22 protein-coding genes are annotated in these 26,686 nt (G+C 64.7%); 16 read left to right on the top strand and 6 right to left on the bottom strand.

The genetic code is table 11. The features are described 5' to 3' along the window. The first annotated feature begins 1 nt into the window (after position 1). The 3 genes from lpdA to N2605_RS18070 all read left to right on the top strand — a co-directional run bounded on the left by lpdA (position 2) and on the right by N2605_RS18070 (position 3,957). Positions 2–1,423, top strand: coding sequence for a dihydrolipoyl dehydrogenase (gene lpdA, locus N2605_RS18080; protein ID WP_260347371.1), 1,422 nt, complete (start codon positions 2–4; stop codon positions 1,421–1,423). A 144-nt stretch (positions 1,424–1,567) separates the two neighbouring features. Next, entirely contained in the window at positions 1,568–2,809 is a 1,242-nt protein-coding gene (locus tag N2605_RS18075) for a threonine synthase (protein ID WP_260347370.1), read from the top strand. Positions 2,810–2,985: 176 nt separating this feature from the next. Beyond that, entirely contained in the window at positions 2,986–3,957 is a 972-nt protein-coding gene (locus tag N2605_RS18070; RefSeq protein ID WP_225143401.1) for a tripartite tricarboxylate transporter substrate binding protein BugD, read from the top strand. 55 nt (positions 3,958–4,012) lie between these two features. Here N2605_RS18070 and N2605_RS18065 read toward each other — a convergent pair whose 3' ends face one another. The 3 genes from N2605_RS18065 to N2605_RS18055 form a co-directional block, all read right to left on the bottom strand. Next, positions 4,013–4,399: a response regulator transcription factor gene (locus N2605_RS18065; RefSeq protein WP_260347369.1), complete on the bottom strand. Its 387-nt coding sequence runs from the start codon at positions 4,397–4,399 to the stop codon at positions 4,013–4,015. Between the two features lie 96 nt (positions 4,400–4,495). Beyond that, positions 4,496–5,167: a response regulator transcription factor gene (locus N2605_RS18060; protein WP_225112497.1), complete on the bottom strand. Its 672-nt coding sequence runs from the start codon at positions 5,165–5,167 to the stop codon at positions 4,496–4,498. Beyond that, positions 5,164–7,149, bottom strand: a complete 1,986-nt coding sequence (locus N2605_RS18055) for a PAS domain S-box protein (RefSeq protein WP_225125343.1) — start codon at positions 7,147–7,149, stop codon at positions 5,164–5,166. The genes N2605_RS18060 and N2605_RS18055 overlap by 4 nt, the downstream gene beginning before the upstream one ends. 639 nt (positions 7,150–7,788) lie before the next feature. Between N2605_RS18055 and N2605_RS18050 the strand changes: the two genes are divergently transcribed. From N2605_RS18050 to N2605_RS18040, 3 genes are read left to right on the top strand one after another with little or no spacing between them, the layout of a single operon-like run. Further along, complete coding sequence (locus N2605_RS18050; RefSeq protein ID WP_260347367.1) at positions 7,789–8,181, top strand: hypothetical protein; 393 nt, start codon at positions 7,789–7,791, stop codon at positions 8,179–8,181. Then, positions 8,178–8,366, top strand: coding sequence for a hypothetical protein (locus N2605_RS18045; RefSeq protein ID WP_036009825.1), 189 nt, complete (start codon positions 8,178–8,180; stop codon positions 8,364–8,366). The genes N2605_RS18050 and N2605_RS18045 overlap by 4 nt, the downstream gene beginning before the upstream one ends. Next, complete coding sequence (locus tag N2605_RS18040; protein ID WP_036044352.1) at positions 8,363–8,725, top strand: hypothetical protein; 363 nt, start codon at positions 8,363–8,365, stop codon at positions 8,723–8,725. The genes N2605_RS18045 and N2605_RS18040 overlap by 4 nt, the downstream gene beginning before the upstream one ends. Before the next feature lie 176 nt (positions 8,726–8,901). Here the strand turns inward: N2605_RS18040 and N2605_RS18035 are convergent, their stop codons facing one another. Next, complete coding sequence (locus N2605_RS18035; protein WP_109143654.1) at positions 8,902–11,082, bottom strand: lytic transglycosylase domain-containing protein; 2,181 nt, start codon at positions 11,080–11,082, stop codon at positions 8,902–8,904. Positions 11,083–11,399: 317 nt separating this feature from the next. On the opposite strand from N2605_RS18035, the gene N2605_RS18030 reads away from it, so the two are divergent. From N2605_RS18030 to N2605_RS18005, 6 genes are all read left to right on the top strand, one after another. Beyond that, positions 11,400–13,136: an adenylate/guanylate cyclase domain-containing protein gene (locus tag N2605_RS18030; RefSeq protein WP_260347365.1), complete on the top strand. Its 1,737-nt coding sequence runs from the start codon at positions 11,400–11,402 to the stop codon at positions 13,134–13,136. A 122-nt stretch (positions 13,137–13,258) separates the two neighbouring features. Next, positions 13,259–13,435, top strand: a complete 177-nt coding sequence (locus tag N2605_RS18025; protein ID WP_192893196.1) for a hypothetical protein — start codon at positions 13,259–13,261, stop codon at positions 13,433–13,435. Positions 13,436–13,586: 151 nt separating this feature from the next. Then, positions 13,587–13,799 (top strand): hypothetical protein, encoded by a 213-nt coding sequence (locus N2605_RS18020; protein WP_109143656.1) that lies wholly within the window; start codon positions 13,587–13,589, stop codon positions 13,797–13,799. Positions 13,800–13,920: 121 nt separating this feature from the next. Next, positions 13,921–14,178 carry a hypothetical protein gene (locus tag N2605_RS18015; protein ID WP_036009816.1) on the top strand — a complete coding sequence of 86 codons (258 nt, stop codon included), beginning with the start codon at positions 13,921–13,923 and terminating at the stop codon, positions 14,176–14,178. A gap of 1,518 nt (positions 14,179–15,696) precedes the next feature. Then, positions 15,697–17,418: a dihydroxy-acid dehydratase gene (gene ilvD / locus N2605_RS18010; protein ID WP_036012786.1), complete on the top strand. Its 1,722-nt coding sequence runs from the start codon at positions 15,697–15,699 to the stop codon at positions 17,416–17,418. After that, on the top strand, positions 17,405–18,232 hold the full coding sequence (locus N2605_RS18005) for a tetratricopeptide repeat protein (RefSeq protein WP_225112491.1): 828 nt from the start codon (positions 17,405–17,407) through the stop codon (positions 18,230–18,232). Before ilvD ends, N2605_RS18005 begins: the two co-directional genes overlap by 14 nt. A gap of 15 nt (positions 18,233–18,247) precedes the next feature. Here the strand turns inward: N2605_RS18005 and xth are convergent, their stop codons facing one another. Then, positions 18,248–19,045: an exodeoxyribonuclease III gene (gene xth, locus N2605_RS18000; RefSeq protein ID WP_036028256.1), complete on the bottom strand. Its 798-nt coding sequence runs from the start codon at positions 19,043–19,045 to the stop codon at positions 18,248–18,250. Between the two features lie 153 nt (positions 19,046–19,198). Between xth and N2605_RS17995 the strand changes: the two genes are divergently transcribed. Further along, entirely contained in the window at positions 19,199–21,508 is a 2,310-nt protein-coding gene (locus tag N2605_RS17995) for a hybrid sensor histidine kinase/response regulator (protein ID WP_260347364.1), read from the top strand. Positions 21,509–21,513: 5 nt separating this feature from the next. Here N2605_RS17995 and erpA read toward each other — a convergent pair whose 3' ends face one another. Further along, positions 21,514–21,843, bottom strand: a complete 330-nt coding sequence (gene erpA / locus N2605_RS17990; RefSeq protein WP_024342679.1) for an iron-sulfur cluster insertion protein ErpA — start codon at positions 21,841–21,843, stop codon at positions 21,514–21,516. A 110-nt stretch (positions 21,844–21,953) separates the two neighbouring features. Here erpA and N2605_RS17985 point away from each other — a divergent pair, with 110 nt between their 5' ends. The 3 genes from N2605_RS17985 (at position 21,954) to N2605_RS17975 (ending at position 26,662) form a co-directional block, all read left to right on the top strand. Next, positions 21,954–23,162: a deoxyguanosinetriphosphate triphosphohydrolase gene (locus tag N2605_RS17985; RefSeq protein ID WP_260347362.1), complete on the top strand. Its 1,209-nt coding sequence runs from the start codon at positions 21,954–21,956 to the stop codon at positions 23,160–23,162. 9 nt (positions 23,163–23,171) lie between these two features. Then, the gene (gene argS / locus N2605_RS17980) at positions 23,172–24,962 is read left to right on the top strand and encodes an arginine--tRNA ligase (RefSeq protein WP_260347361.1); all 1,791 of its coding nucleotides are present in this window, start codon (positions 23,172–23,174) and stop codon (positions 24,960–24,962) included. Between the two features lie 140 nt (positions 24,963–25,102). Then, positions 25,103–26,662 (top strand): SPOR domain-containing protein, encoded by a 1,560-nt coding sequence (locus tag N2605_RS17975; RefSeq protein WP_260347360.1) that lies wholly within the window; start codon positions 25,103–25,105, stop codon positions 26,660–26,662. Positions 26,663–26,686: the final 24 nt, after the last annotated feature.

Genomic DNA, 26,686 nt, shown 5'->3' with positions numbered 1-26,686 from the left:
TATGGCCGACACATCCTTCGACGTCATCATCATCGGCTCCGGCCCCGGCGGCTATGTCACCGCCATCCGCGCCGCGCAGCTCGGCTTCAAGACCGCGATCGTCGAAAAATCCTATCTCGGCGGCATCTGCCTCAACTGGGGCTGCATTCCGACCAAGGCGCTGCTGCGTTCGGCCGAGATCTACCATTACATGCAGCACGCGAAGGACTACGGGCTCTCCGCCGAGAAGGTCTCGTTCGATCCGAAGGCGGTGGTGCAGCGTTCGCGCGGCGTCTCCAAGCGCCTCAACGACGGCGTCGGCTTCCTGATGAAGAAGAACAAGGTCAGCGTGATCTGGGGCGCGGCCTCGATCGATGCGCCCGGCAAGGTCACGGTGAAGAAGTCCGACGTCGAGGGCCCGAAGGGCGCGCTAGGCGAGGGGACCTACCAGGCCAAGCACATCATCGTCGCCACCGGCGCGCGGCCGCGCGTGCTGCCCGGCCTCGAGCCGGACAAGAAGCTGGTCTGGACCTATTTCGAGGCGATGGTGCCGGAGCGGATGCCGAAGTCGCTGCTGGTGGTCGGCTCCGGCGCGATCGGCATCGAGTTCGCCTCGTTCTTCCACACCATGGGAAGCGACGTCACCGTGGTCGAGGTGCTGCCGCAGATTCTGCCCGTCGAGGACGCCGAGATCGCGGGCCTCGCCCGCAAGCGGCTGGAGAAGCAGGGCATCAAGATCATGTCCTCGACCAAGGTCACCAAGCTGGAGAAGAAGGCCGACAGCGTCCTCGCCACCATCGACGACGGCAAGGGCAAGCCTGTCACATCAGAGTTCGAGCGCGTGATCTCGGCGGTCGGCGTCGTCGGCAACATCGAGAATCTCGGCCTGGAAAAAGTCGGCGTGAAGACCGACCGCGGCATCATCGTGGTCGACGGCTACGGCAAGACCAACGTCCCCGGCATCTACGCGATCGGCGACGTTGCCGGCCCCCCGATGCTGGCGCACAAGGCCGAGCATGAGGGCGTGATCTGCGTCGAAGCGATCAAGGGCCTCAATCCGCATCCCCTCGACAAGAACATGATCCCGGGCTGCACCTACTGCCAGCCGCAAGTGGCCTCGGTCGGTTTGACGGAAGCCAAGGCGAAAGAGAGCGGCCGCGAGATCCGCGTCGGCCGTTTTCCCTTCGTCGGCAACGGCAAGGCGGTCGCGCTCGGCGAGGACCAGGGCCTGGTCAAGGTGATCTTCGACAAGAAGACCGGCCAGCTGTTAGGGGCCCACATGGTCGGCGCCGAGGTCACCGAGCTGATCCAGGGCTACGTCGTCGCCATGAACCTGGAGACCACGGAGGAAGAGCTGATGCACACCGTCTTCCCGCATCCGACGCTGTCGGAGATGATGAAGGAGGCCGTGCTGGATGCGTATGGAAGGGTGTTGAACATTTGAGGGGCGAGCGCGTCGCCCGCCGCCGTCATTGCGAGCGAAGCGAAGCAATCCAGACTGCTGCTGCGGAAAGATTCTGGATTGCTTCGCTTCGCTCGCAATGACGAGCAGAGAGAGCTGTTTGCAGAACAAGAAGGAAATCATCCCATGCACGACAACGACAATCTCACCATCGAACGTCCGACCTTCGTCACCCATCTCGAATGCGCGATGGAGGGCGATCATTACGCGGCCGACGAGGTTCACAACCTCTCCAAGGCCGGCAAGCCGCTTCTGGTACGCTACGACCTCGCGGGCGTGAAGAAGGCGCTGACCAAGGATGCGCTCGCCCAGCGCCCCGGCGACATGTGGCGCTACCGCGAGCTGCTGCCGGTGCGCAAATGCCAGGACATCGTCTCGCTCGGCGAAGTCACCACGCCCCTGATCCGGCTGCCCAAGCTCGGCGCAAAACTCGGCGGCGGCGAGATCATCGTCAAGGACGAGGGACGGCTGCCGACCGGCTCGTTCAAGGCGCGCGGCCTCGTGATGGCGGTGTCGATGGGCAAGGCGCTCGGCATCAAGCACATGGCGATGCCGACCAACGGCAATGCCGGCGCGGCGCTGGCGGCCTATGCCACGTCCTGCGGCATCAAGACCACGATCTTCTGCCCGGCCGATACGCCCGAGGTGAACGTCAGCGAGATCGAGCTGCAGGGCGCGACCGTCTACCGCGTCAACGGCTATATCGACGATTGCGGCAAGATCGTCGGCGAGGGCAAGGCGAAAGTCGGCTGGTTCGACACCTCGACCTTGAAGGAGCCGTACCGCATCGAGGGCAAGAAGACGATGGGCCTCGAGCTCGCCGAGCAGCTCGGCTGGGACGTGCCGGACGTGATCTTCTATCCGACCGGCGGCGGCACCGGCCTGATCGGGATGTGGAAGGCGTTCGACGAGCTGGAGAAGATCGGCTTCATCGGCTCAAAGCGCCCGCGCATGGTCGCGGTGCAGGCCTCCGGCTGCGCGCCGATGGTGCGCGCCTATGAGGCCGGGACCGAGCATGCGACGCGCTGGGAGGACGCACACACCATCGCCTCGGGCATCCGCGTGCCGCAGGCAATCGGCGATTTCCTCATCCTGCGTGCCGTGCGCGAGAGCAAAGGTTTTGCCATTGCCGTCGATGACGACGAGATCTCGGCGGCGCTGAACGAGGTCGCGCGCGAGGAGGGGCTCTTGCTCTGCCCCGAGGGTGCCGCGACCTACGCCGCCTACAAGGAAAGTCTCGCCGACGGCCGGGTCAGCAAGACCGATCGCGTCATGCTGTTCAACTGCGCGACCGGGCTGAAATATCCGCTGCCGCCGGTCACCCGCACGCTCGATCGCCACAAGCCGATTGACTATTTGAAGTTCTAACTGGCTTCTCCCTCTGCCCGTTCTTACGGGGAGAGGGTCGGGGTGAGGGGCTGCTTCCGCAAACACAGTGAAAGTTGAGTTCGCGGAGACTCCCCCTCACCCGAATTGCTTCGCAATTCGACCTCTCCCCGCAAGCGGGGCGAGGTGAAGAAAAAGACATCACTGGGGAGAAGACAATGAAGAAGGCCTTCTGGGCTGCGCTGATTGCTGTTCTCGCTGTTGCAGGCGCCGCGCGCGCCGACGATTTTCCCTCGCGTCCCATTACCATCATCGTGCCGTTCGCGGCCGGGGGCCCTTCGGACGCAATGGCGCGGGTGCTCGCCGAGCGTATGCGGGTGCCGCTGGGCCAGCCGGTCGTGGTCGAGAACGTCACCGGAGCAGGCGGCTCGATCGGTGTCGGCCGTGCCGTGCAATCGCCGCCCGACGGCTACACCATCTCGTTCGGCCATCTCGGGACCCACGTCGCCAACGGCGCCGTCTACAAGCTCAAATTCGACCTCGTTGCCGACCTCGAGCCGGTGGTGCTGCTGCCGAGCAATCCGATGATCGTGGTCAGCAAGAATGCGGTGCCGGCGACCTCGCTGAAGGAGCTGATCGACTGGCTGAAGTCGCGACCGTCGCCGCCGACCGCCGGCACGGCCGGCGCGGGCTCCGGCAGCCACATCGCCGGCGTCTATTTCGAGAGCGTCTCCGGCATCAAGTTGCAATACGTGCCGTATCGCGGCACTGCACCGGCATTGAACGATCTCATCGCCGGCCAGATCGACATCATCGTCGACCAGACCTCCAATTCCATCAGCCAGGTCCGCGCCGGCACCATCCGCGCCTACGCCGTGACCGACGACAAGCGCCTCGCCTCCGCACCCGAGATCCCAACCGCGGAGGAGGCGGGCCTGAAAGGCTTCAACATGACGCTGTGGTCGGGCATGTGGGTGCCGAAGGGCACACCGAAGGAGATCGTCGCAAAGCTCAACGCCGCGGCCGTGGAGGCGCTGAACGATCCTGCGGTGAGGAAGCAGCTCGAAAGCCAGGGTCTCGAGATGACACCCAAGGATCAGCTCACGCCCGAAGCGCTCGGCAGGCGGCAAAGGGCCGAGATCGCCAAATGGTGGCCGATCATCAAGGCGGCGAACATCAAGGTGGATTGAACCGGGCGGCGCACTCCTCGCGGCGTCACCGCCGCGTTTGCTGGCGGCGGGGCGCTCACGACGTGGTTTGGTGACCTGGTACCAGCGCACGGTCCAGGCATTGCATCAGATCCGAGGCGGCGAACGGCTTACCGAGAAAACAGATTGCGCCCGCATCGAGCGCCCGCACACGCACGCCCTCATCCGGGAAAGCTGTGATGAATATGAACGGCGTAGCCGACCCCTGCGCCCGCATCTTTGTCAACAGATCGATTCCGCTCATCAGCGGCATCTGCACGTCGGCGATCACGCACGAGGTGTCGCTCGAATCGGTCGAGCTCAGGAACTCTTCCGCCGAGGCGAATGTGTGGACGTTGTATCCGCGCGATTCCAGGAGATTGTTGATCGCGGCCCGAACGTAGGGGTCGTCGTCAAGCACCGAGATGACCGAAGCCACTGACAAGACGTCCGCTCCTCGCCGGGAATTACGCTTGCCGTCGCCACGGCTAGAACATAAAGGCGCAAGGTGGACCTGCCGGTCACGATTGGAAACTCATACTTAGGTTTGTGCATCGGGCTTGTTCGGGCCAATCCCGAGCGCCTCGCTCATTCTCACCAGATCGGCCAGCGACTTCGCGCCCATCTTCCGCATGATCTGGCCGCGGTAGATCTTGACGGTGATTTCGGCCAATCCGAGCTGGGCGGCGACCTGCTTGTTCATCAGGCCGGACGTCACCAGTGACAATACGTCTCGCTCCCGCGAGGACAGTGACTCGAAGCGTGATCTGACCGTCGAGACCATCCTGTTGAGGTCGCGGCGCTTGCGGTCTCGCTCGATCGCGGCCTGAACTGCGTCGAGAATGTCCTGATCGCGGACCGGCTTGGTCAAAAAATCGATCGCCCCGCTCTTCATGGCCCGAACCGTCATGGGAATATCGCCATGACCGGTAATGAAGATGATAGGCGTGTGGATATTTGCCTTGGCAAGATCGGCCTGCAGCTCGAGGCCGCTCGTTCCGGGCAGGCGGATGTCGAGCACCAGGCAGCTCGGGACGTCTGGCGGCTTGGCCTGCAGGAGCTGCGGCGCCGAGCCGAATGCTTCGACCTTGAGACCGACCGACTCGAACAGATTGGTGAGCGCACGGCGCATGGACGCGTCGTCGTCGACGATGAGGACAAGGGGCTGATCGCCGTCCTTCTGCGGCGGCGAAGAGTCCGCGCGCTCGGTCACGATGCTTCCTCTCGGTGGAGGGGCAAGGTGATCTGAAAAGTCGCGCCGCGCTCCTGGTTTGATATGGCGGAAAGTCGCCCGCCATGGGCCTCGATGATCGATCGACAGATCGACAGGCCCATGCCCATGCCGGAGGACTTCGTGGTGAAGAACGGCGTGAACAGGCGGTCTATCGCCTGTTCGCTGATGCCGGTTCCGCAGTCGGAAACGCTCACCTGCATCGCGCTATCGCCGCTCGCCTGTGAGCGAATCGCCAGCTCGCGCGGGCGATCGTGGACGTCTGCCATGGCCTCGATCCCGTTCATGATCAGGTTGATCAGGACCTGCTGCAATTGGATGCGATCGCCAAAGATCCTCGGCAGTGCCGACGACAGCTCCATGCGGACGGACACGGCGTGGCTGGCCATCTCGCGCTGAACCAGCGCGACGGCCTCCCGCACGACCGCATTGGCGTCGAGCGGAACCATCTCGATGTCAGAACGCTTGGCGAGCGCCCGAACGTGACGGATCACGTCGCCGGCACGCCTGCCGTCCTCGATGATCCACTCGACCGAGCGGCGGGCCGCTTTGAGATCCGGCGGACTGCGCTGCAGCCAGGCGAGGCAGGCGTCGGCGTTTGCGATCACTGCAGCGAGCGGCTGATTGATTTCGTGCGCAATCGAAGCGGTCAGCTCACCCAGTGTCGTGACACGTGTCACATGGGCGAGCTCGGCCTGGGCCTTGCGCAGCGCGTCTTCGGCTTGGTTGGCCCGGATGGCGGCGGTTACGTCCGTGCAAACGCCACGGTAGCCCAGGAAAGTGCCGTCCGCGTCGAAGAAGGGCTTGCCGCTGGTCCGGACGTAGATCGGCTGCCCACTACGGTCTTTGCTGCGGTACACCAGGTCGCGGAACGGGACGTGGGCGTCGAGCGCCGCTCGATGTTGTCGCCATTTTTCGGGCTCGAGAGCGGCGTCGGGCGCAATGTCCCAACGCGTGAGCCCGATCAGGCCGGCGGGGGCGGTGTTGGTATCGGAGTGCTCGGATATCTGGGTGACCCGGTGGTCCGGCCCGGTTTCCCAGAACCAGTCAGACGCGGTTTCGGCATAGTCGCGAAAGCGCTGCTCGCTGTCACGAAGCCTGCGTTCTGCCTCCTTGGTAGCGGTGATGTCGGTTACCGATCCGACGAACTCAACGCGACCGCTCGCATCTCGCGTTGCCCGTGCCACCGCTCGGACGTATTTGATGGAACCGTCGGGCATCACCAGCCGGTATTCGTGATCATAGTCCTTGCCCTCGCGCGCCGCCCGGCCCGTCGTCTGCTGCACGGCGAGCCGGTCCTCCGGATGGATCCGCTGGAGCATGAAGGGGATCGCGGGCTTCGTCCCTTCCTCGCATTCGAAGATGCGATAGGTCTCCTTGGACCAGGTGATCTCGCGGGTTGCGGCCTTCCAGCCAAAACTACCAGTGTGGCTCAATTCCTGCGCCTGGGCGAGATAAGCCTCGCTCTGTCGCAGCGCGTTCTCGGCCTCCTTCCGCTCAGTGATGTTCTCGCAGGCGACCAGCACGATCGGCCCGCCATTGGCTCGCAGCATGGCCTTGGCGTTCTCGCGCACCCATAACATCGAGCCGTCCTTGCGAACCTTCCGGATCTCCCAGGTGTGTGACTGATCAAGGGTCTTGAGGCACAACGCGACACAGGCGCGGACAGTGGCGCGATCTTCCGCGAGGAAGACATCCAGCACGGATCGGCCGATCAACTCCGCCGGCGTGTAGCCCAGCTGCTCGGCGCCGAATGTGTTCACGTTGATCACGGTACCGGCCGGATCCACCATGAAGTACATGACCGGCGTGTGCTCGAAGACCTGCTGCCATTGCTTGACCGCCTCGAGCAAGTCGGCGGCATTGGCATCGGTGCGCTGCTTGGCGGGAACAGTTTGCCTCAAGCAGCCGACGAGGAATTGCGCGGCTGACTTTCCGAACGTCGCTGCCCGGCCAGGCTTCATCGCTGACGCTCCCGGCACTCTCTGCGTGAACAGGAGTAGAGCACGTTGCGGCCAGAGGAGCAATTCCAGCCAAAGTCGGGTCGGCCGTCATGACGTTCGCCTTTGGACCGTCCGCTCACCGCCAGGTCCATTGCGGCGCCTCACGGACACCGTGCCGGCCGAGGTTCACGGTGACCGTGCAGCCGGTGCGTCGTGCGCCGTCTCGTTGAACTCGGGCCGCGTGGGCCCGGGCGAATACGGGACAAACTTAGGTATAGCTCCTCCATGCCTAGTCATGTCGGCCATTTTACCTCCGTACAATTGAGCGTTTCGTGCCCGGCGGACTAGCCTCTCGACCATCGGGAGTGTCGAAGCGAACAGCCGAGAAAAGCGCAAGCAACAGAGGGAGACAGCAATGTGCGATATGTCGGTACTTCCTGAGCGTCGCCCATCGGCGTCCGAAAGTTGCTCCTCAGTCAAGGGCTGTGCGGTGTGCGGCGGCAAGTTTGGCCTGATCCGCTACTATTCCTGGCGCACGGCGCTCTGCTCCAAGAAGTGCGTTGATCGTTTCCGCACGCGAAGCGAACGCGACCGCCGGTGGTTGTTTCGGGCCCAGGTCGCATAAGGCTGGATTGGAGAGTTGATCCGGGAGGCCGTGCGTTGAACCGCTCATGCAAGCTCTTCTGCTGGATCGTTCTCATCGCCCCCATCGCGGCCGGCCAGGCACAGGAGACGGGACACGGTGCCGTTCATCGCAAGCACCCACCCCAGGACCAGGCGCTGCACGAAAAGTTCTATTCCTCCTGGCACATGCCTGATAACCCGAGCCTCAGTTGTTGCAACAGCGCCGACTGTTATCCGACCGACATCAAGTACATCGACGGCCAGATCTATGCGCGGCGCCGGGAGGACGGGAGATACATTCTGATCCCACCGCAAAAGGTGGAGCGAAACAGGGATAATCCGGACGGCCGGAATCATCTGTGCGCTCCACCGCCCGCACTGTCTCCGCTCGACAGCGTTTACTGCTTCGCTTTGGGAGGTGCCACATGAGATTCGCTTTCGTGCTGGTCAACGGCCGGACCCCGTTCCGGCAGACCTCGTGCATGCAGTGCTGCGAGCCGATCAGCGGCAGTTATTTGCGCGAGATCGCGACCCGTCTGCCTTACTGCGATCATCAGTGCTACGCGCTGTTCTGCGAGACGCTCGCCAAAGATGGCGTGAGAGCGGCTTCATGAAATTCGTGGTGGTCAATCACGAGCCGCCGTTGCACGCGGCCGCGTGCAGCACATGCTCGCGGTCGCTCCGCTCCGGCTATGTCCGCCATGCGCGGACGCAGCGCCGTTACTGTGACGACGATTGTTACCGGCGCGGCGAATTCTCCACGTTGTTCATGCACTGGCCGGTGCCTGGGCGGACGGAACCAATTGCCGGCAAGGTCGAGCTAGCCGCTGGCAGCATGATCCAGACGTTGACGGTGATGAGTGCCGTCTGGTGCTGGAGCTGCACGATCACCGCCTGGACCTTCGCGAGAGCTTTGACCGGCGCATACTTGGACAGTCGCGACCCGATCACGATGGAAGGAGGTGACACCTAGAGCATGATCCGGAAAAGTGTGAAGCGGTTTTCCGAAACGATCATGCTCAAACAATAACCTAAAGCGCGATGACGATTCATCCTAATCGCATCGCGCTTTAGCTGCGCGGCTGCACGCGCGTAGAAGCCGCAGCACCGTATTCTTGCAGGCGCCGCGTCCAGCCCCGGCGGCGTCGATCAGGGAATGGGTGCTGCGGCCGCCGCTGGCTCCGTTGCGCTGGCCTCGTGCGTCACCACGCGCTGGTCGCTCTTGCCGGCGATCATGCTGCTGCCCTCGAACCTTGCCCGGTAGACCAGCACGTTCTCCATCACGCGCTGGACGTAGTTGCGCGTCTCGGACAGCGGGATGCGCTCGACCCAGTCGACCGGGTCGACGTTGGGGTCCCGGGGATCACCGCGCTTCTGCACCCATTCGCGCACGCGGCCGCGGCCGGCATTGTATCCGGCGAAGGTCATGATCTGGTTACCGCGATATTCCGAGAACAGCGCGCTGAGCTCGGCGGCGCCCATCTGCGTGTTGTAGACGGGGTCGGAGACCATCCTGTCCCAGTCGTAAGTCAGGCCGAAGCGCTTCGCGGTGTCGCGTCCCGCTTCCGGCGTCACCTGCATCAGCCCGACCGCGTTGGCATGCGACTTGTCGCGCTGCTCGAACGAGCTCTCGGTGCGTGCCACCGAATAGATCACGCTGGTCTCGATCGCCGGTGCGACCTGCTTGTGCTCGGGGATGCCGATGGTCGGGAAGGCGTAATGGTCGAGCGCGAGCCCGCGCGCCAGCGCGGTCTTGCCGACCTCCAGCATCACGCGCGCATCGTTGCGCCGGCCCGCAAGCTCGCCGAGCGCTTCCAGCGCGGCGACGTCGGTGCTCTCTTTGGCGAAATCCTCGGCGTAATAGAACACCATGTCGCGCTCGCCGATGCCGTAGAGCATGTCGGCGGCGCGCACGCGCTCGTCCGCAAGCTGCGCATCGGCCGAGGCCAGCACCGGCGAGGGCGGACGCAGTTCGATGCCGTCGAGGCCGAGCCTGGCGCGGGCGAGCTGGCCGTAATAGGCGGTGTGATAGCGCGCCGCCGCCCGGTAGCTCATGCGCGCGTCGGCCGCCGCGCCCATGGCTTCGGCCGCGCGGCCGCGCCAGTAATGCGCCCGCGACAGCGCGATCGGATTGGACGAGCCAGCGTCGATCGAGGCGAAATGCACCATCGCCGTCTTGGGATCGTCGAGATAGCGTAGCGCGATCCAGCCGCACATGAAGTGATAGTCGACGCGGTAGACCTCCTTTTCCGGCACCGCGGCCGTGTGCACCACGTCATAGGCGATCCTGGCCTTGCCCTGATCGAGCAGCTTGCGCGCCAGCATGCGGCGCTCGCGCCACCAGGCATCGGTGTCCTGCGCGGCCATCATGTCGGGCTTGGCAGCGAGGATCACCTCGGCCGCGTCGTCGATGCGGTCGTTCTGAAGATGCCACTGCGCGCGGCACAGCACGTAACCGAGATCGCGTCGCTCCTCGGCCGCGACGTCCTCGAGCAGATCCTTGGCCTTGCTCGCCTTGCCGGTGACGGCGGCGCAGGCCTTCACGATCGCGAGCGCGTCCTCGCCGAGCCGCTTCGCCGCGCGCCGCGCACCTGCATAATCCTTGGCGCCGAGGCGCTTGTCCATGCGCGCGCGGTGATCGTCGGCGGACAGAAGGTCGCCGAACGCCGCATAGGAGTCCTCTTCGCTCCGCTCGGACAGTTCCTCCGCGCGCCAGGTTTCCCGGACCAGCCGCGCAGCCCTGTCGGTCTCACCTTCGGCGAGCAGGACGCGCGCGAGTGCGAACTTGCCCTTGGCGCTGGTCGGGCGATCCATCGTGAACTTGTGCACGATGGCCGCGTCGGCCTTCTCCTGCCACAGCCGTGCCTCGGCACGGCGGCGGAGCAGGGCGCTGCTCGGCCAACCGGGATTGGCGGCGAGGAAGGCGGCGTAGCGCTTGAAATTCGCGGTGCTGTCGGGATGGCGCAGCATGAACCAGTCGGCGAGCTTCTGTCCGGCAGGGTCCGTGATGCGGTCGCGCGCAGCGCTCGCGTCTTCGGTCTTGCCCTTGCGCGTCAGGTCGATGGCGTCCTTGAGCGCGGCAAGATCGCCGGTCAGCGGCGGCTTGGCCGCGGGCTCCTCGACCGCCTTCTTCGATTTGCGCTTGGCCTCGGCGTGCTTGCCGTGCCGCGCTTTGCCGGCGGAGGCGTGGCGGTGCTTGCCCGCTTTCGCCTCATGCGTCTTCTTCGGTGCGGATGATTTTTGACTGCTCTTCGCCGCAAGCTCGGTGGGAAGGAGGGCCATCGCGGCCACGGCAACGACACACGCGAGCGAGCGTAGGCACTGGTTCATTGGATGGTCCCCCCTGCGAAAACCACTACAAACCAAGGTCCGCGACATGCGGCTTGCGAATCAAAGTACCGAACGATGCGTCGGCATCGTGTCGCATCCTCAGGCTGTCGCAACAATGCGGCAAAATACGGATTGGAACTGGGGAACTTCCGAAGTGACGGAAGAGGCAGTGGCTTTAACCTTTGTTAACGATCTGGACTCGCGCGACGATTGCGCACGGTACAGGACGCCGGAACGGTCAGATTGCGCGTGTTCCCTCGGCGAAATCCGGTGTATGAGTTCCTTCTCTTCATCCTTTCAGCCTTTGCCCTGTACCTATGCCGATTTTCAACCAGTCGATCCGGCGCAAGATCGTCGGCATCGCGCTCGGATTGATCGTCCTGATGCTGGTCACCTCGATCCTGTCGATGGTGATGTCCAGCCAGGTCGGCATTTTGCTCGACGAGCTGACCAACCGCTACATCCCCGCCTATAGCCATCTGGCGCGCGCGAACATCCGCTCGCTGGAACGGGCGCTGGCGCAGCGGCGGATGGTGATGACCAGGATGGAGGCGCCGTCGGACGAGGAGGCCTACGCGGCGCGGCTTCGCGACTTCGAGGCCTTGGACCGCAATTTCGAGCGGGAGGCCGAGGCCGCTCGCAAGCTCATCAACGCGATCATCGACGACCCCAGGACGTATTCCGACAACGCCGCGCTGGCACGGCTCGACGTCCGGATCGAAAGCTCCGTCACCGAGCTGCGGCGCGATCTGGACGAGGGCAATGCGAAACTGCTCAAGCAGGTCGACGCCAAGGATATGGCTGCGGCCCGCGGCACGCTGGAACACCTCGACACGCTGCGCGATGCGTTCAACCGGAAGGTCGATGCGATCCGCGCCGACATGCTGGCGCAGGTCTATTTCTCGACGTCTCAGGTGATCGGCCGCCAGCACCAGACCATCATCGTGTCGGGGGTCGTAACCCTGCTCGCGGCGATCGTCGGCTTCGTGTTTGCGCTGCTGGTGAGTAGCGGCATCACGCGACCGGTGCGCCTGCTGCTGGCCGGCGCCCGCGAGGTCGAGGCGGGCCGGTTCGACAAGCCCATCACCGTCTCGACACAGGACGAGATCGGCGAGCTCGCTGCCGCCTTCAACCGCATGATCGAGCAGCTCAGGCACAACGAGCGCATTCGCGAGACCTTCGGCCGTTACATCGACCCGAAGGTGGTGCAGGGCCTGATCGACCGGCCGGAGGTCGCCATCGACGGTGAGCGCCGGGTGATGACCATCTTGTTCTGCGACATGAGCGGCTTCACCTCGATGAGCGAGGGCATGACGCCGCGCGGCCTCGTCAAGGTGATGAACCACTACTTCACCGTGATGTCTGCTCCCATCAGGAACAATCGCGGGATCATCGACAAATATATCGGCGACGCCATCATGTCCTATTGGGGGCCGCCCTTCATCGAGGAGGAGGAGCAGGGTCTGCTCGCAGGGCTCGCCGCCGTCGAGATGACCGATCAGGTGCCCGCGCTGCAGAAGCAGCTGCCGGACCTGCTCGGCATTCGCGCCATGCCGGCGCCGTGCGATCTTCGCATCGGCATCGCCACGGGCGAGGTCCTGACCGGCAGTATCGGTTCCGAGCTGATGATGAGCTTCACCGTGATGGGCGATGCCGTGAATCTCGCCTCGCGGCTGGAGGCCGTCAACAAGGTCTACGGCACCCGCATCCTGATCTCGCAGGCGACCGCGGACGGGATCGGATCGCGCCTGGAATTGCGCGAGATCGATCGTCTGGCGGTCGCGGGCCAAAGCGCGCCGCAGGCGATCTTCGAGCTGATGGCGAGACCGGGCGCGCTCAGCGATGCGCAAGTGAGCTTGCGCACGCATTATGCCGATGGTCTCGCCGCCTATCGTGCGCGGCGCTTCGACGAGGCCCGCGCCGCCTTCAACGCGGCGCTCGAGGCGGTCCCCGGCGACGGCCCCTCGCGCACGATGCTCGGCCGCATCGCTCAATTTGCGGCCAATCCGCCGGATCCCGATTGGGACGGCGTCTGGCGGCTGGAGCAGAAATAGCCGTGCCTTTGCGGTCGGCACGCCGCGCCGGAAAAAAGATGCTACTCCATAACGATGTTCGCCGTGACCTATTTCCCGGGCTTAGGTTGGGTGTCCATGAGGCGTCTGATGGGGACACGCCGATGACACATCTCGAGGACAGGCTGGAACGGTTCGAGACGCTCAGCGCCGAATGCGAGCTGATCGCCAAGCTCGCCACCGACAGCAGCAAGCGCGAGTTCTATTTGAAGCTCGGGGAACAGTACCGTCAGCTGGCCGTCGATATCCGGCAGGCGATCGCGACGACTGCTGCGGCCTGAGCCGGCTGAAATCCGTTCTTAACGTTTGGCGCGCATCCTTGGAGCAAGCGAGCATCGCCGGTCGGCGACACTCGTTGGTGGGAAGGCCGGGGTTCGCTGCAATGCAGCGCGCCTCGTGAGTGTGATTTGCCATGTCTGACAGGGCAATCCCATGCGCCTCGTTGCAGTGATCATATTCGCGCTCATGACGGCGGCCTGCGATCAGGAGCAGGACATCACCGGCTCGACGAATCCGGCCTGTCCGTTGCGCAACTACAGCTACAATCCACGCGACATGAACCAGTGCGTCAGCGCCTGCAAAACGTGCGACCGCGGCACGACGGTCACCTGCACGACCTCCTGCACCCTCAAGGGCGCCCGCTGAGCACTTTGCGGATGCGCGGAACCGGTAGGGCACTCGAGCCAATGCCGGCGGTGCTGTAGCACCGGAACGATTCACATGCATTAATCATTGAAGGAGGCGGCAGGACGCGGAGTCCAATGGAATGGGTATGCTCGATCCCGGTCGATTTCTGGTGTCGTGCTCGCATTGCGATGCCTGGCCGATGGCGGCCAATGTGAAACGGTCGAGCTGGTCGGCGTCGCCGCACGAGGTCCGCTTCGTCTGCACGCGTTGCCGCCGCGAAGAAACGGCGATCGTCTCGGCCTCCGGCGAATTGACCCCCATCAAGCGCGTCGATGCCCCGCCACGCGATGTCGCTGTCGCCTGGGCCCAGGCGCAACGCTCGCGCGGGCGGTCCTGATGTTCGGCGTCGCCGTCTCGTCGATGTTTCGCTTCTCTGTCAATCTGCCCGCTCTAAAATATTCCACTTTACCGAAATTCGGAAATGACGTATGTGTCGCCCATCCCGGCTCAATCTCGAGGGGCGATCATGAGGTCGTCATTGTCGCGAGCCGGGCTTGCGGTGGACGCGGCAGCGTCGTGTACGAGAGCTGAGGGCAGGGCGGATTGCTCTCCGTGAGCCCGAGGCTTCGTACGGACGAGCGGCGCTGTCAGGTTCGTCGCGCCGGCATTTCGATGGCAACGTGCACAACGCCGTCGAACCCTGCGGCGCCAACGAACCGCGCGTACGGCAAAACCGTGTGGTCCTGGCCGTCGTTGCTACGGTCAAGCTCTGGCGAATGCGGCATTGGCGTCAACCGGCGCGGTGCCGGTGACTTTCGCGGGAGCGAGGGAGGCCAGAGGGAACTCGGCTCCCGGGAGAGCGCGGCATAAGCCGTCCGACCATCGCGCAGGGAAGGCCGTGTGTTGGGCTTCACCTGTATGCTGCTGTGCGGTTCTTCCTGCGTGTGCTCTAGCGCAGTGGACCGCGGGTGCCGCCGGCACCCGGCCTTCCCTGCGCCCTCTTGGCTATGAGGGCGGCGAGATCAAGCAAAGCTCGGGCGAAATGCGCCGCGAGGCCGAGTACGCACGTCTGCGTCCACACATTCGGTGTCATCGCCCGGCTTGACCGGGCGATCCAGTACTCCGAGACGCCAGTGATTGAATCGAGAGGCCGCGGCGTACTGGATTCCCCGCCTTCGCGGGGAATGACAAGTGTTACTTGGAGAACGCAGCGTCGCCTCACACTCCGTCATTGCGAGCGCAGCGACTTGTCCGCGGAAGCCTTTGGCGAAGGCGGAAGCAATCCAGAATCTTTCCGCGGCGGGATTCTGGATTGCTTCGTCGCAAGGGCTCCTCGCAATGACGAGGAGGAGAGAGCGAGCGCTACTCTTCGCTCTCGTGCCCTGGACGCAGCGCAGCGTCCCCCGGCGATGCGAAGCATCGTCCGGTTCAACGGTGCGCTGCCGAGCCGGCGCCCATCTATCCGCAATCGCCGTGTTGCCTGGCGTGCCGACTCCGCGCCGCAACGCCCGCGCGTTGCAACTTGTCCGGGACACGAGCGATGCGCATCGGTTCGCGTGGGGCTGCCGCCGACTCACTTCGGGAATGCCCGCCTGTTGTCCAGAGTGGATGTTCTGTGCCTTCCGAAAGATCTCAGGTTGTCGATCGTCACTTTAGCGAGGTATCCCGTAAGCAAACCCGTGTCTTCCCGGTAACGATTGTGCTGTCTGTGCAACACCCCACATCGGATTTAACCCTTATCACCGGCGGTTCGCATCGCCGCCGCTTTTTGGCCACACCCGGACATGAATAAAATCGCTCTAATGTTTTAAGGGCAGTGGCGGTCTTCGAAGGCGACGAGAAAATCCCAAGGTCGATTCAAATCTTGGCTCTGATTTTTCGGGTCTGAAAGGGTTGGCCGGAGAAGCTGGTTGCGATGGGCGCGAAGATCAACAAGCAAAGGCTGCCGAGCCGTCACGTGACGGAAGGCCCTGCGCGCGCGCCGCACCGGTCCTATTTCTACGCCATGGGTCTGACCACCGAGCAGATCCACCAGCCCTTCGTCGGCGTCGCCTCGTGCTGGAACGAAGCTGCTCCCTGCAACATCGCGCTGATGCGTCAGGCTCAGGCGGTGAAGAAAGGCGTCGCGTCCGCCGGCGGCACGCCGCGCGAATTCTGCACCATCACCGTGACCGACGGCATCGCCATGGGCCATGACGGCATGCGCTCCTCGCTGCCGTCGCGCGAATGCATCGCCGATTCGGTCGAGCTGACCGTGCGCGGCCATGCCTATGACGCGCTCGTCGGGCTCGCCGGCTGCGACAAGTCGCTGCCGGGCATGATGATGGCGATGGTCCGCCTCAACGTGCCCTCGATCTTCATCTATGGCGGCTCGATCCTGCCCGGCAATTTCCGCGGGCAGCAGGTCACCGTGCAGGACATGTTCGAGGCGGTCGGCAAGCATTCGGTCGGCGCCATGTCGGACGAGGACCTCGACGAGATCGAGCGCGTCGCCTGTCCCTCGGCCGGCGCCTGCGGCGCGCAGTTCACCGCCAACACCATGGCGACCGTCTCAGAGGCGATCGGGCTGGCGCTGCCGTACTCGGCCGGTGCCCCGGCGCCCTACGAGATCCGTGACGCCTTCTGCATGACCGCGGGCGAGAAGGTGATGGACCTGATCGCCCAGAACATCCGGCCGCGCGACATCGTCACCCGCAAGGCGCTGGAGAATGCGGCCGCCGTGGTCGCTGCATCCGGCGGCTCGACCAATGCTGCGCTGCACCTGCCTGCGATCGCGCACGAGGTCGGCATCAAGTTCGACCTGTTCGACGTCGCTGAAATCTTCAAAAAGACACCATATGTCGCGGATTTGAAGCCGGGTGGCCGTTATGTCGCCAAAGACATGTTTGAAGTAGGTGGCATACCGCTTCTGATGAAGACGCTGCTCGACAACGGCTTCCTGCACGGTGATTGCCTTACCGTCACGGGCCGCACGATCGCCGAAAACCTCAAGAGCGTGAAATGGAATCCGCACCAGGACGTGGTGCACCCGGCAGACAAACCCATCACCGTGACAGGCGGTGTGGTCGGCCTGAAGGGCAATTTGGCGCCAGAAGGTGCGATCGTGAAAGTCGCGGGAATGTCCAACCTCAGGTTTACCGGTCCGGCCAGGTGCTTCGACCGTGAGGAGGACGCGTTCGAGGCGGTCCAGAACCGCACCTACCGTGAAGGCGAAGTCATCGTGATCCGCTACGAGGGGCCGAAGGGCGGTCCCGGCATGCGGGAAATGCTCCAGACCACGGCAGCGCTGACCGGCCAGGGCATGGGCGGCAAGATCGCGCTCATCACCGACGGCCGCTTCTCCGGCGCCACCCGCGGCTTCTGCATCGGCCATGTCGGGCCGGAGGCGGCGGTCGGCGGCCCGATCGGGCTGCTCGAGGACGGCGACGTCATCGAGATCGACGCGGTGGCCGGTACTCTTAACGTAAAATTGAGCGACGCCGAGCTCGCCCAGCGCAGAACCAAATGGAGCGCCCGCGCGACTAACCACACGTCGGGTGCGCTCTGGAAATATGCTCAGCAGGTTGGACCGGCGGTCGGGGGGGCAGTGACCCATCCGGGCGGCGCGCACGAGAAACAGTGCTATGCGGACATTTAGGCGTGCCACAGTTGCGTTTGTGTTGGGGGCGGCTGCGCTGGCCGCGCCGGCGTTCGCCTTCGACGGTGCGCCGGTCAACCCGAAGGATGCCACCATCCCGGTCGTGACGACCTTGCCCGGCGCTGCGGGTGCGGTGCGCACCAAGGTTCCGCCGCAGGTCGCGACCCAGGAAACCTCGCTCACCGCTTTGCAATATGCCGCCGAGGGCGGCCACCCCATCGCGCAATGGAAGCTCGGCCGCATGTACGCCAACGGCGACGGCGTCGCCCAGGACGATTTGCGTGCCTTCGAATATTTCAGCCGGATCGCCAACGCGCATGCCGAGGACAGCCCGTCGGCGCCGCAGGCGCAGATCGTGGCCAACGCCTTCGTCGCCCTCGGCCGCTACTATCTGGCCGGCATCCCGAATTCGAAGGTCAAGGCCGACCCGGACCGCGCCCGCGAGATGTTCTCCTATGCCGCATCCTATTTCGGCAACGCGGACGCGCAGTACGACCTCGCCCGTCTGTACCTGAAGACCCCGGACGCCTCGCGCGAGGACTACCGCTATGGCGCGCGCTGGCTTGGCCTCGCCGCGCAGAAGGGCCAGCATCAGGCCCAGGCCTTGCTCGGTCAGATGCTGTTCAACGGCGACCGCCTGCCGCGGCAGGCCGCACGCGGCCTGATGTGGCTGACGCTGGCGCGCGACAGCGCCGGTGCCGACGAGGTCTGGATCAAGGAAAGCTACAACCGCGCCTTCGCCAAGGCCTCCGACGACGACCGCGCCATGGCCCTGCAAATGCTGGAGCAATGGGTGCAGGGGCGTCGGGAGTGATCGGCTGAGGCGGCCTTAAGCCGCCTCGAGATCCAGATCCGCCCACACCGGCACGTGATCCGACGGCTTCTCCCAGCCGCGCACATAGCTGTCGATGCCGACATTGGCGAGCTTGTCGCTGGCCTGCGGCGACAGCAGCAGGTGGTCGATCCGCAGCCCCTGGTTCTTCTGCCAGGCCCCGGCCTGGTAGTCCCAGAACGTGTAGAGCCCGCCCTCGTCGGTGACGGCGCGCAAGGCGTCGCTGAGGCCGAGGCCGAGCAGGGACTGGAAGCTCTCGCGCGTCTCGGTCTTGAACAGCGCGTCCTCGGTCCAGGCGGCCGGATTGTGCACGTCGCGGGCATGCGGGATGACGTTGAAGTCGCCGGCCAGGATCAGCGGGACCTCCTCCTTGAGTCGCTCCTTCGAATAATCAAGAAGCCGCGACATCCATTTGAGCTTGTAGGGATATTTATCGGTCCCGACCGGATTGCCATTGGGCAGATAGAGGCAGGCGATGCGCAGCACCCCTCGCTTCAGCGTCACCACGCCTTCGAGGAAGCGGGCATGGCTATCCTCGTCGTCGCCGGCGAGGCCCGACTTGGTCTCGTCGAACCTGAGCTTGGAGAGCAGGGCGACGCCGTTGAACGTCTTCTGCCCGTGCGTCACCACGTTGTAGCCGAGTGCCTCGATCTCCAGCCGCGGAAAGGCCTCGTCGACGCACTTGATCTCCTGCAGGCAGACGATGTCCGGCTGGCACTCTTTCAGCCAGGTCAGGAGCAGATCGATCCGCTGCCGGACCGAGTTCACGTTCCAGGTGGCTACTCTGATGGGCATTGGCAGGGCTCCGGGCGGGGGTCTTGGTTAGAACAAAATGCAAACGCACCCGTCAAGCCGGCCGCAAAATCTCCCACAAAATTAACCCGGCTTAAGCAGGCCGCAGGCCATTGATCGTCAAGAGGTTCCTCGGATGGATGGCCGGACAAGGCGATGAATCGAACTCAGCCGCGTGACGGCCTGATCGGCGCGTTCCTGTATTGGCTCGGCGGCTTCGAGATCGAGGACGGTCTGACCGCCGATCTCAGCGAGCGCGAGATCCGCCGCATCCGCGCCAAGCAGATCGACGCGGTGACCCAGCTGATCCCTGTGACGATGGCCGTGACGATGCTGAACGTCGCCATCGTGCTGATCCTGTTCTGGGGCAGGGGCTGGAACGACTTCCTCGCGATCTGGGGCCTGACGCTCGCCGCCACCGCTTCGCTCGCGGTGCGCGCGTGGCACAAGTCGCATCAGAACCCGCCGCAGGAGACATCGCCGCACGCGGCGCGGCAGATGCTGCGGCAGGCGTTTTTTCTCGCCGCGATCTGGGGCGCGCTGCCGCTCGCTCTGTTCAGCCGCATCGAGCCGACCAGTCAATTGCTCCTGGCCTGCCTGATGGTCGGCATGATGTCCGGCGGCGCTTTCACGCTCTCGACCTTCCCGCGCGCGGGCCTCGTCTATCTCGCGACCATGACGATCGCCTGCGCCGGCGCGCTCCTCCTGTGCGGCACCGGCCCATATCTGGTGACCGCCGTGTTCCTGCTGCTGTTCGCATTTTTCATGGCGCGTAACATCGTCTCCCAGGGCAACCTCTTCCTCGGCAATCTCAAGGCCCAGCTCGAGCTCGAGCGCCAGACCGAGATCATCTCGCTGCTGCTGAAGGATTTTCAGGAGAACGCCAGCGACTGGCTCTGGCAGACCGATGCAGAGGGACGTCTCGTCGACGTGCCGCAACGCTTCGCGGACGTCGCGCAGCTGCCGCTTCCGCTGCTGAAAGGCGCGCAGTTCGCCGACGTGCTCGACATGCTCTGCCCCGAGGACAAGTCAGCGGCCTACAACATCGTCGGCCTGATGGAGCAGGCCGAGCCGCTGCACGAGATGAATCTCAAGGTCGTCGCCGGCGGCGAGGCCCGGCTGTGGTCGCTGACGGCGAAGCCGGCCCATGATCGTGACGGTCATTTCCTGGGCTATCGCGGCTTCGGGCGCGACGTCACCGAGCGCTGGCGCGCGGAAAAGGCCGAGGCCGAAAGCCGCGCCAAGTCAGACTTCCTGGCGGTGATGAGCCACGAGATCCGCACGCCCATGAACGGCGTGCTCGGTCTTGCCAGCATGCTCCTCGAAACCAGGCTCGATCCGGAGCAGCGCGAGGCCGTCACCACGATCCGCGAGTCCGGCGACAACCTCCAGCGCATCCTCAACGACATTCTCGATCTCTCCAAGCTGGAAGCAGGCCGCTTCCAGTTCGAGGCGATCGACTTCGCGCCGCAGGCGCTGGTCGAGACGGTTGCGACCGTGGTGCGCGCCAGCGCCAAGAGCAAGGGGCTCACGGTCAAGGTCGAGCTCGATCCGAACCTGCCGCCGACGCTCCGCGGCGACGTCGCGCGCATCCGCCAGGTGCTGCTCAATCTCGCCTCCAACGCTGTGAAGTTCACCGACGAAGGCGAGGTGACGATATCGGCGACCTGCCAGGCGCGGCGCGACCTGCTGGCGACCGTCGAATGGACGGTGACCGACAGCGGCATCGGTATCGCGCCCGACAAGCTCGACCTGCTGTTCAGCGACTTCGCCCAGGCTGATGCCTCGATCAGCCGCCGCTTCGGCGGCACTGGCCTCGGCCTTGCCATCAGCAGGCGGATCATCGAGCAGATGGGCGGCACGATCGGCGTCATCTCGACGCCGGGAGAGGGCTCGACCTTCCGCTTCACGCTGGTCCTGCCCTGGAGCCAGGCGCAGGCGTCCGATCAGGCTGGCGGCCGCGACGAAGCCGACGAGCTCCAGGCCCGGATCTCCGGTCTCGACCGGCCGCTGAAGGTGCTGGTCGCGGAGGACGATGCGGTCAACCGCATGGTCGTGAGCAAGATGCTGGGGGCATTCGACATCGAGCTGCGTGTCGTCACCGACGGGACCGAAGCCGTCGCGGCAGCCTGCGAGGGCAATTACGACGTCGTGCTGATGGACGTGCGCATGCCCGACATGGACGGGCTCGCCGCCACCCGCGCGATCCGCGCGCAAGGCGAGCGCTTCGAAGCCTTGCCGATTGTCGCGCTGACCGCCAACGCCTTCCCCGAGGACATCAAGATCTGCCGCGAAGCCGGCATGTCGGACTTCCTGGCCAAGCCGCTGCGCAAGCCGGCACTGGTCGGAGCGCTCCTGCGGGCGCTGGACGGTCACGTCATGTCGGAGGACGCACCGCTCCAGCCGACGTTGATGCCGGCCGAGGTGGCTTGGACGGACGAGGAAAGGCAGATAACGGGCGCGTAGGTGCGCTAGACCGAGAAGCTCGTCCCGCAGCCGCAGGACGCGGTTGCGTTGGGATTGTTGACGCGGAACGAGGCGCCGATCAGGTCGTCGACGAAATCGACCTGCGATCCCGCCAGAAACGGCTGCGAGGCGGAGTCGACCAGCACCACCGCATTGTCCTGCTCGATCACGAGATCGTCGTCGGTGCGGGCACGGTCGATGTCGAACTTGTACTGGAAACCGGAGCACCCGCCACCCTCGACGGAGATGCGCAGCATCGCGCCAGAACCTTCGCCCTTAAGGATCTCCCCAATCCGGCGTGCGGCCCGGTCGCTGATGGTCACGGCAGTCGTCATTGCTGGTCTCCGATAGTCCCGGCGTCATACCCAATTCATTTGGTATCCCGCGCCCGACATAGTTAAGTGCCACCATACGCAGAATCAAATGGATAGGGACTAAATTCGCCGTGTCCGTCGGAATGGCAGCCCCCCGCGCGCCCTATGCCTGCGACCCCGATCGCAGCCGCGGCCGGCTGGTCGCCGAGCCTCCGAGCCGGACCCGCAGCCCGTTCCGGCGCGATTGCGATCGGGTGATCCATTCCACCGCGTTCCGCCGCCTCAAGTACAAGACCCAGGTGTTCGTGTTCCACGAGGGCGACCACTACCGCACCCGGCTGACCCATTCGCTGGAGGTGGCCCAGATCGCCCGCGCGCTGGCCCGCCAGCTCGGGCTCGACGAGGACCTCACCGAAACTCTGGCGCTCGCGCACGATCTCGGTCATCCGCCGTTCGGGCATGCCGGCGAGCGGGCCCTGGACGCCTGTCTGAAGGCGTTCGGGGGCTTCGACCACAATGCCCAGACGCTGCGCGTCGTGGCTTCGCTCGAGCACCGCTATCCCGAGTTCGACGGGCTCAACCTGACCTGGGAATCGCTGGAAGGCATCGTCAAGCATAACGGTCCGCTGACCGATCGCAGCGGCGCCCCGGTCGGGCGCTACCGCGAGCATGGCGTTCCCGTCGGGATCGCCGACTACGTCAAGACCTACGATCTCGAATTGTGGAGCTTCGCCTCGCTGGAGGCGCAGGTCGCCGCGATCGCCGACGACATCGCCTATGACGCCCATGACATCGATGACGGTCTGCGCGCCGGCCTGTTCCAGCTCGACGATCTCAAGGTGATGCCGCTGACGGCGGAGATCATCGCCGAGACTGCGGCGCATTATCCCGATCTTGAAGACGTCCGGCGCGGTGCCGAGCTGGTGCGGGAGCTGATCTCGCACCTGATCGGAGCGGTGTTTGCGGAGACAGGGAAGAACCTCGCGGCCGTGAAGCCGCAATCGGCCCAGGATGTCCGCCGGCAGAGCCGGGCGCTGGTCGCGTTCCCCGCCGAAGTGGCCGAGGAAGAGGCCGCCATCAAACGCTTCCTGTACCAGCACATGTACCGCCACGCGCGGGTGATGCGGGTGATGGGCGAGGCCGAGCAGATCCTGTTCGATCTGTTCGCAAAATACCTGAAATCCCCCAGCGAGCTGCCGCCGGAATGGCTGCTGGGGGCTGAGGCCGACGACGAGGGCGACCGGGCCCGCCGGATCGGCAATTTCATTGCCGGAATGACCGACCGCTTCGCCCTGACCGAGCACCAGCGGCTCTTTGACTCGACCCCGGATTTGCGTTAGGCGGCGGCCATGCCCCAGACATCCTCATCGCTGCATCTGTTCGCCGACGTGCTCGCACGCGTGCACGGCGCCTGCCGCGCGCTTGCGGCGGATTCCAGCTGGCCCGAGGGCATCGATTTCTCCCGCGTCGTCGTCGAGCCGCCGCGCGATGCCTCCCATGGCGACATGGCGACCAACGCCGCCATGGTGCTTGCGAAAGAGGCAAAGGCAAAGCCGCGCGATCTCGCCGAGCAGATCGCCGAACGGCTGCGCACGGATGCGCTGATCGCCAAAGTCGATGTCGCCGGTCCCGGCTTCATCAATCTGACTCTGAAGCCCGCCGCCTGGGCCGAGGCGCTGCGCACGGTGCTGCGCGAAGGCGCCGATTACGGCCGCATCCGGGGCGGCACCAAGGTCAATGTCGAATACGTCTCCGCCAATCCGACCGGGCCGATGCATGTCGGCCATTGCCGCGGCGCCGTGTTCGGCGACGCGCTGGCGAGCCTGCTCCAGTTCGCCGGCCACGATGTCACGCGCGAATATTACATCAATGACGCCGGCGCCCAGGTCGACGTGCTCGCGCGCTCAGCCTTCCTGAGGTATCGCGAAGCGCTCGGCGAGGACATTGGCGCGATCCCGGAAGGGCTCTATCCCGGCGACTACCTCAAGCCGGTCGGGCAGGCGCTGGCGACGGAGCATGGCGACAAGCTGCTCGCGATGAGCGAGGCCCAGTGGCTGCCGACCGTGCGCGCCAAGGCGATCGCGATGATGATGGACGAGATCAAGGACGATCTCGCCGCCCTCAACATCCGCCACGACGTGTTCTTCTCCGAGCGCTCCCTGATCGAGACCGGCAACAACAAGGTTGCGGAGACCATCGACTTCCTGAAGGCCAAAGGCGACATCTACGAAGGCCGCCTGCCGCCCCCGAAGGGCGCGCCGGTCGAGGATTGGGAAGACCGCGAGCAGTTGCTGTTCAGGGCGACCGCCTACGGCGACGACGTCGATCGTCCGCTGATCAAGTCGGATAATTCCTATACCTATTTCGCCTCCGACATCGCCTATCACAAGGACAAGTTCGACCGCGGCTTTGCCGAGATGATCGACGTCTGGGGCGCCGATCACGGCGGCTACATCAAGCGCATGCAGGCGGCGGTGAAGGCGACGACGTCGGCTAAGGGATCGCTGGACGTCAAGATCGTCCAGCTCGTGAAGCTCCTGCGCAACGGCGAGCCGGTGAAGATGTCCAAGCGGAGCGGGGACTTCGTCACCTTGCGTGACGTGGTGGATGAAGTCGGCCAGGACGCCGTCCGCTTCATGATGCTGTACCGGAAGAACGACGCGGTGCTCGATTTCGACCTCGCCAAGGTCATGGAACAGTCGCGGGACAACCCGGTGTTCTACGTCCAGTACGGCCATGCGCGCGGCCATTCGATCTTCCGTAACGCGCGGGCCGAGGTGTTCCCGGAACTGCCGGGGGATGCCGGCGCGCGGATCGCATGGCTCGCTGAGTCGGCGGTGGAACGGTTGTCGGACCCCGTAGAGCTCGATCTTCTTAAGCGCCTCGCAATTTATCCGCGCATGCTGGAAGCTGCCGCCGCGGCCCATGAGCCGCACCGAATTGCCTTTTATCTCTATGATTTAGCCAGCGAATTTCATGCGCTTTGGACGAAAGGGCGCGATTTGCCCTATTTACGCTTCATTATCAATAATGATGCAGATCTTACAAAGGCGCGATTGGCAATGGTCCAGGGCGTCGTCTCGGTCCTGGCATCGGGCCTCGCCATCCTCGGCGTCCATGCCCCGGACGAGATGCGGTAGTTTGGGGCGAACTACTTAAGGGGAATTCGGGGGTAACCGGCAGAAGCCGGATCGCTTAGACTTGGTTGAAAGCCTTGTGGGTCGAAAGCCGTGCCTTGGTCGAGGGGCGCGCGGCTTTCCCGAAGGGACGCATCATCACGATGGCCGAACGATATCAGGACAGACCGTTTCCTTCCGATGACTATGGTCGCGGCGGCGACCAGCATGGGAAGGCGGATAGCGATCCCTTGGCCGAGCTCGCCCGTCTGATCGGGCAGACCGATCCGTTTGCAGCGCAGTCGCGTCCGCCGGCGGCGCCCGCCCAGAGCTATCAGGACCACGATTACCGCCAGCTCGATGATCAGCAGGACTACGCGGAGCAGGCACCGTCGCCGCCCTCATGGATGCGGCGTGCCAACGTGCAACCGCAGCCGGCACCCGCGCCGGAGCCTGACTATCCGGTCACCGTAAGCCCGGTCCACCCGCTGCATCGCTACGCCGCCAAGCCTGCCGCGCCCGAGCCTGTCGTTCATCAGCCCCAGGCCTATCAGGACACCTATCAAGATCAGGCTCATCAAGATCAGGCTCATCAGGAGCAGGCCTATCAGCAGCATGGTCAGGCCTACCAGGAGCAGTCCTATCAGGAGCCGTATGCGCAGCCCGATCCGTCGCGCTACGACGATGCGCTCTATGGTCGGCTGGAGACAGGCGAGCAGGACTATCAGCGCGAGCCGGCCTATCCCGACGACCCTTACGCCGACCAGAGCGACTATCCGGAGGACGAGGTCGAGGAGCCGAAGAAGCAGCGCGGCGGCATGATGACGGTCGCGGCGATCCTGGCGCTTGCCGTGCTCGGCACCGGTGCTGCATTCGCCTACAAGACCTATATCGGCTCGCCTCGTAGCGGCGAGCCGCCGATCATCAAGGCCGACAACACCCCGACCAAGATCGTGCCGGCGCCGACGGACTCCGCGGTCAAGGTACCGGACCGCATGGTCAGCGGTGACGGCACCGAAAAGATCGTGCCGCGCGAGGAGGCGCCCGTCGACGTCAACGCCAAGGCGGGCGGGCCGCGCGTGGTGTTCCCGCCGCTGAACCAGAATGCGAACCCGCCCTCGGTGGCGAGCGTGTCACCATCCACCGTGCCGCCGCCGAGCGCGGGTCCGAGCCCGAGCAACGGCACGCTGCCGAACAATTCGCCGCGCGCGATCAGGACCGTTGCGGTGAAGGGCGATCAGACCGATAGCGCCGTGCCGCAATCGGCCGCCGCCAAGCCGGCGCCCGCGGCGCCGAAGCCCGTTGCCGCGCCGGTTGCGCCCGCCGCGCCGCGCAATCCGCCGACCTCGGCCAATGCCAGCGCCAACCAGCCGATGTCGCTGGCGCCGCAATCGTCCCCGGCGGCCGAGCCGCCGCAGCGGATAGCTGCGACCAACCCGACGCAGATCGCGCCCACCAGCAGCGGTGGCGGCTACATCGTGCAAGTCTCCTCGCAGCAGAGCGAGGATAGCGCCGCCGCATCCTACCGGGTGCTTCAGAGCAAATACGGCAGCGTGCTCGGCTCCCGTTCGCCCGTCATCAAGCGTGTCGACCTCACCGACAAGGGCAAGGGAGTCGTCTACCGCGCCTTCGCCGGCCCCTATGGTTCGGCCGAGGAAGCGACGCAAGCCTGCAACAATCTGAAGTCCGCAGGCCTGTCTGCCTGCTTCGTCCAGAGGAATTAACGGTCGTTTCCTTGACCCCCTCGC

It is taken from the genome of Bradyrhizobium yuanmingense, from assembly GCF_025200905.1.
Classification (GTDB): Bacteria; Pseudomonadota; Alphaproteobacteria; order Rhizobiales; family Xanthobacteraceae; genus Bradyrhizobium; species Bradyrhizobium yuanmingense.
This window is presented reverse-complemented; position numbering and strand designations above follow the sequence as displayed.

Coding starts and splice junctions, on each gene's coding strand:
- lpdA (WP_260347371.1), top strand. CDS start 2: ATGGCCGACACATCCTTCGACGTCATCATCATCGGCTCCGGCCCCGGC.
- N2605_RS18075 (WP_260347370.1), top strand. CDS start 1,568: ATGCACGACAACGACAATCTCACCATCGAACGTCCGACCTTCGTCACC.
- N2605_RS18070 (WP_225143401.1), top strand. CDS start 2,986: ATGAAGAAGGCCTTCTGGGCTGCGCTGATTGCTGTTCTCGCTGTTGCA.
- N2605_RS18055 (WP_225125343.1), bottom strand. CDS start 7,149: ATGAAGCCTGGCCGGGCAGCGACGTTCGGAAAGTCAGCCGCGCAATTC.
- N2605_RS18045 (WP_036009825.1), top strand. CDS start 8,178: ATGAGATTCGCTTTCGTGCTGGTCAACGGCCGGACCCCGTTCCGGCAG.
- N2605_RS18040 (WP_036044352.1), top strand. CDS start 8,363: ATGAAATTCGTGGTGGTCAATCACGAGCCGCCGTTGCACGCGGCCGCG.
- N2605_RS18035 (WP_109143654.1), bottom strand. CDS start 11,082: ATGAACCAGTGCCTACGCTCGCTCGCGTGTGTCGTTGCCGTGGCCGCG.
- N2605_RS18030 (WP_260347365.1), top strand. CDS start 11,400: ATGCCGATTTTCAACCAGTCGATCCGGCGCAAGATCGTCGGCATCGCG.
- N2605_RS18025 (WP_192893196.1), top strand. CDS start 13,259: ATGACACATCTCGAGGACAGGCTGGAACGGTTCGAGACGCTCAGCGCC.
- N2605_RS18020 (WP_109143656.1), top strand. CDS start 13,587: ATGCGCCTCGTTGCAGTGATCATATTCGCGCTCATGACGGCGGCCTGC.
- N2605_RS18015 (WP_036009816.1), top strand. CDS start 13,921: ATGGGTATGCTCGATCCCGGTCGATTTCTGGTGTCGTGCTCGCATTGC.
- ilvD (WP_036012786.1), top strand. CDS start 15,697: ATGGGCGCGAAGATCAACAAGCAAAGGCTGCCGAGCCGTCACGTGACG.
- N2605_RS18005 (WP_225112491.1), top strand. CDS start 17,405: ATGCGGACATTTAGGCGTGCCACAGTTGCGTTTGTGTTGGGGGCGGCT.
- xth (WP_036028256.1), bottom strand. CDS start 19,045: ATGCCCATCAGAGTAGCCACCTGGAACGTGAACTCGGTCCGGCAGCGG.
- N2605_RS17995 (WP_260347364.1), top strand. CDS start 19,199: ATGAATCGAACTCAGCCGCGTGACGGCCTGATCGGCGCGTTCCTGTAT.
- erpA (WP_024342679.1), bottom strand. CDS start 21,843: ATGACGACTGCCGTGACCATCAGCGACCGGGCCGCACGCCGGATTGGG.
- argS (WP_260347361.1), top strand. CDS start 23,172: ATGCCCCAGACATCCTCATCGCTGCATCTGTTCGCCGACGTGCTCGCA.
- N2605_RS17975 (WP_260347360.1), top strand. CDS start 25,103: ATGGCCGAACGATATCAGGACAGACCGTTTCCTTCCGATGACTATGGT.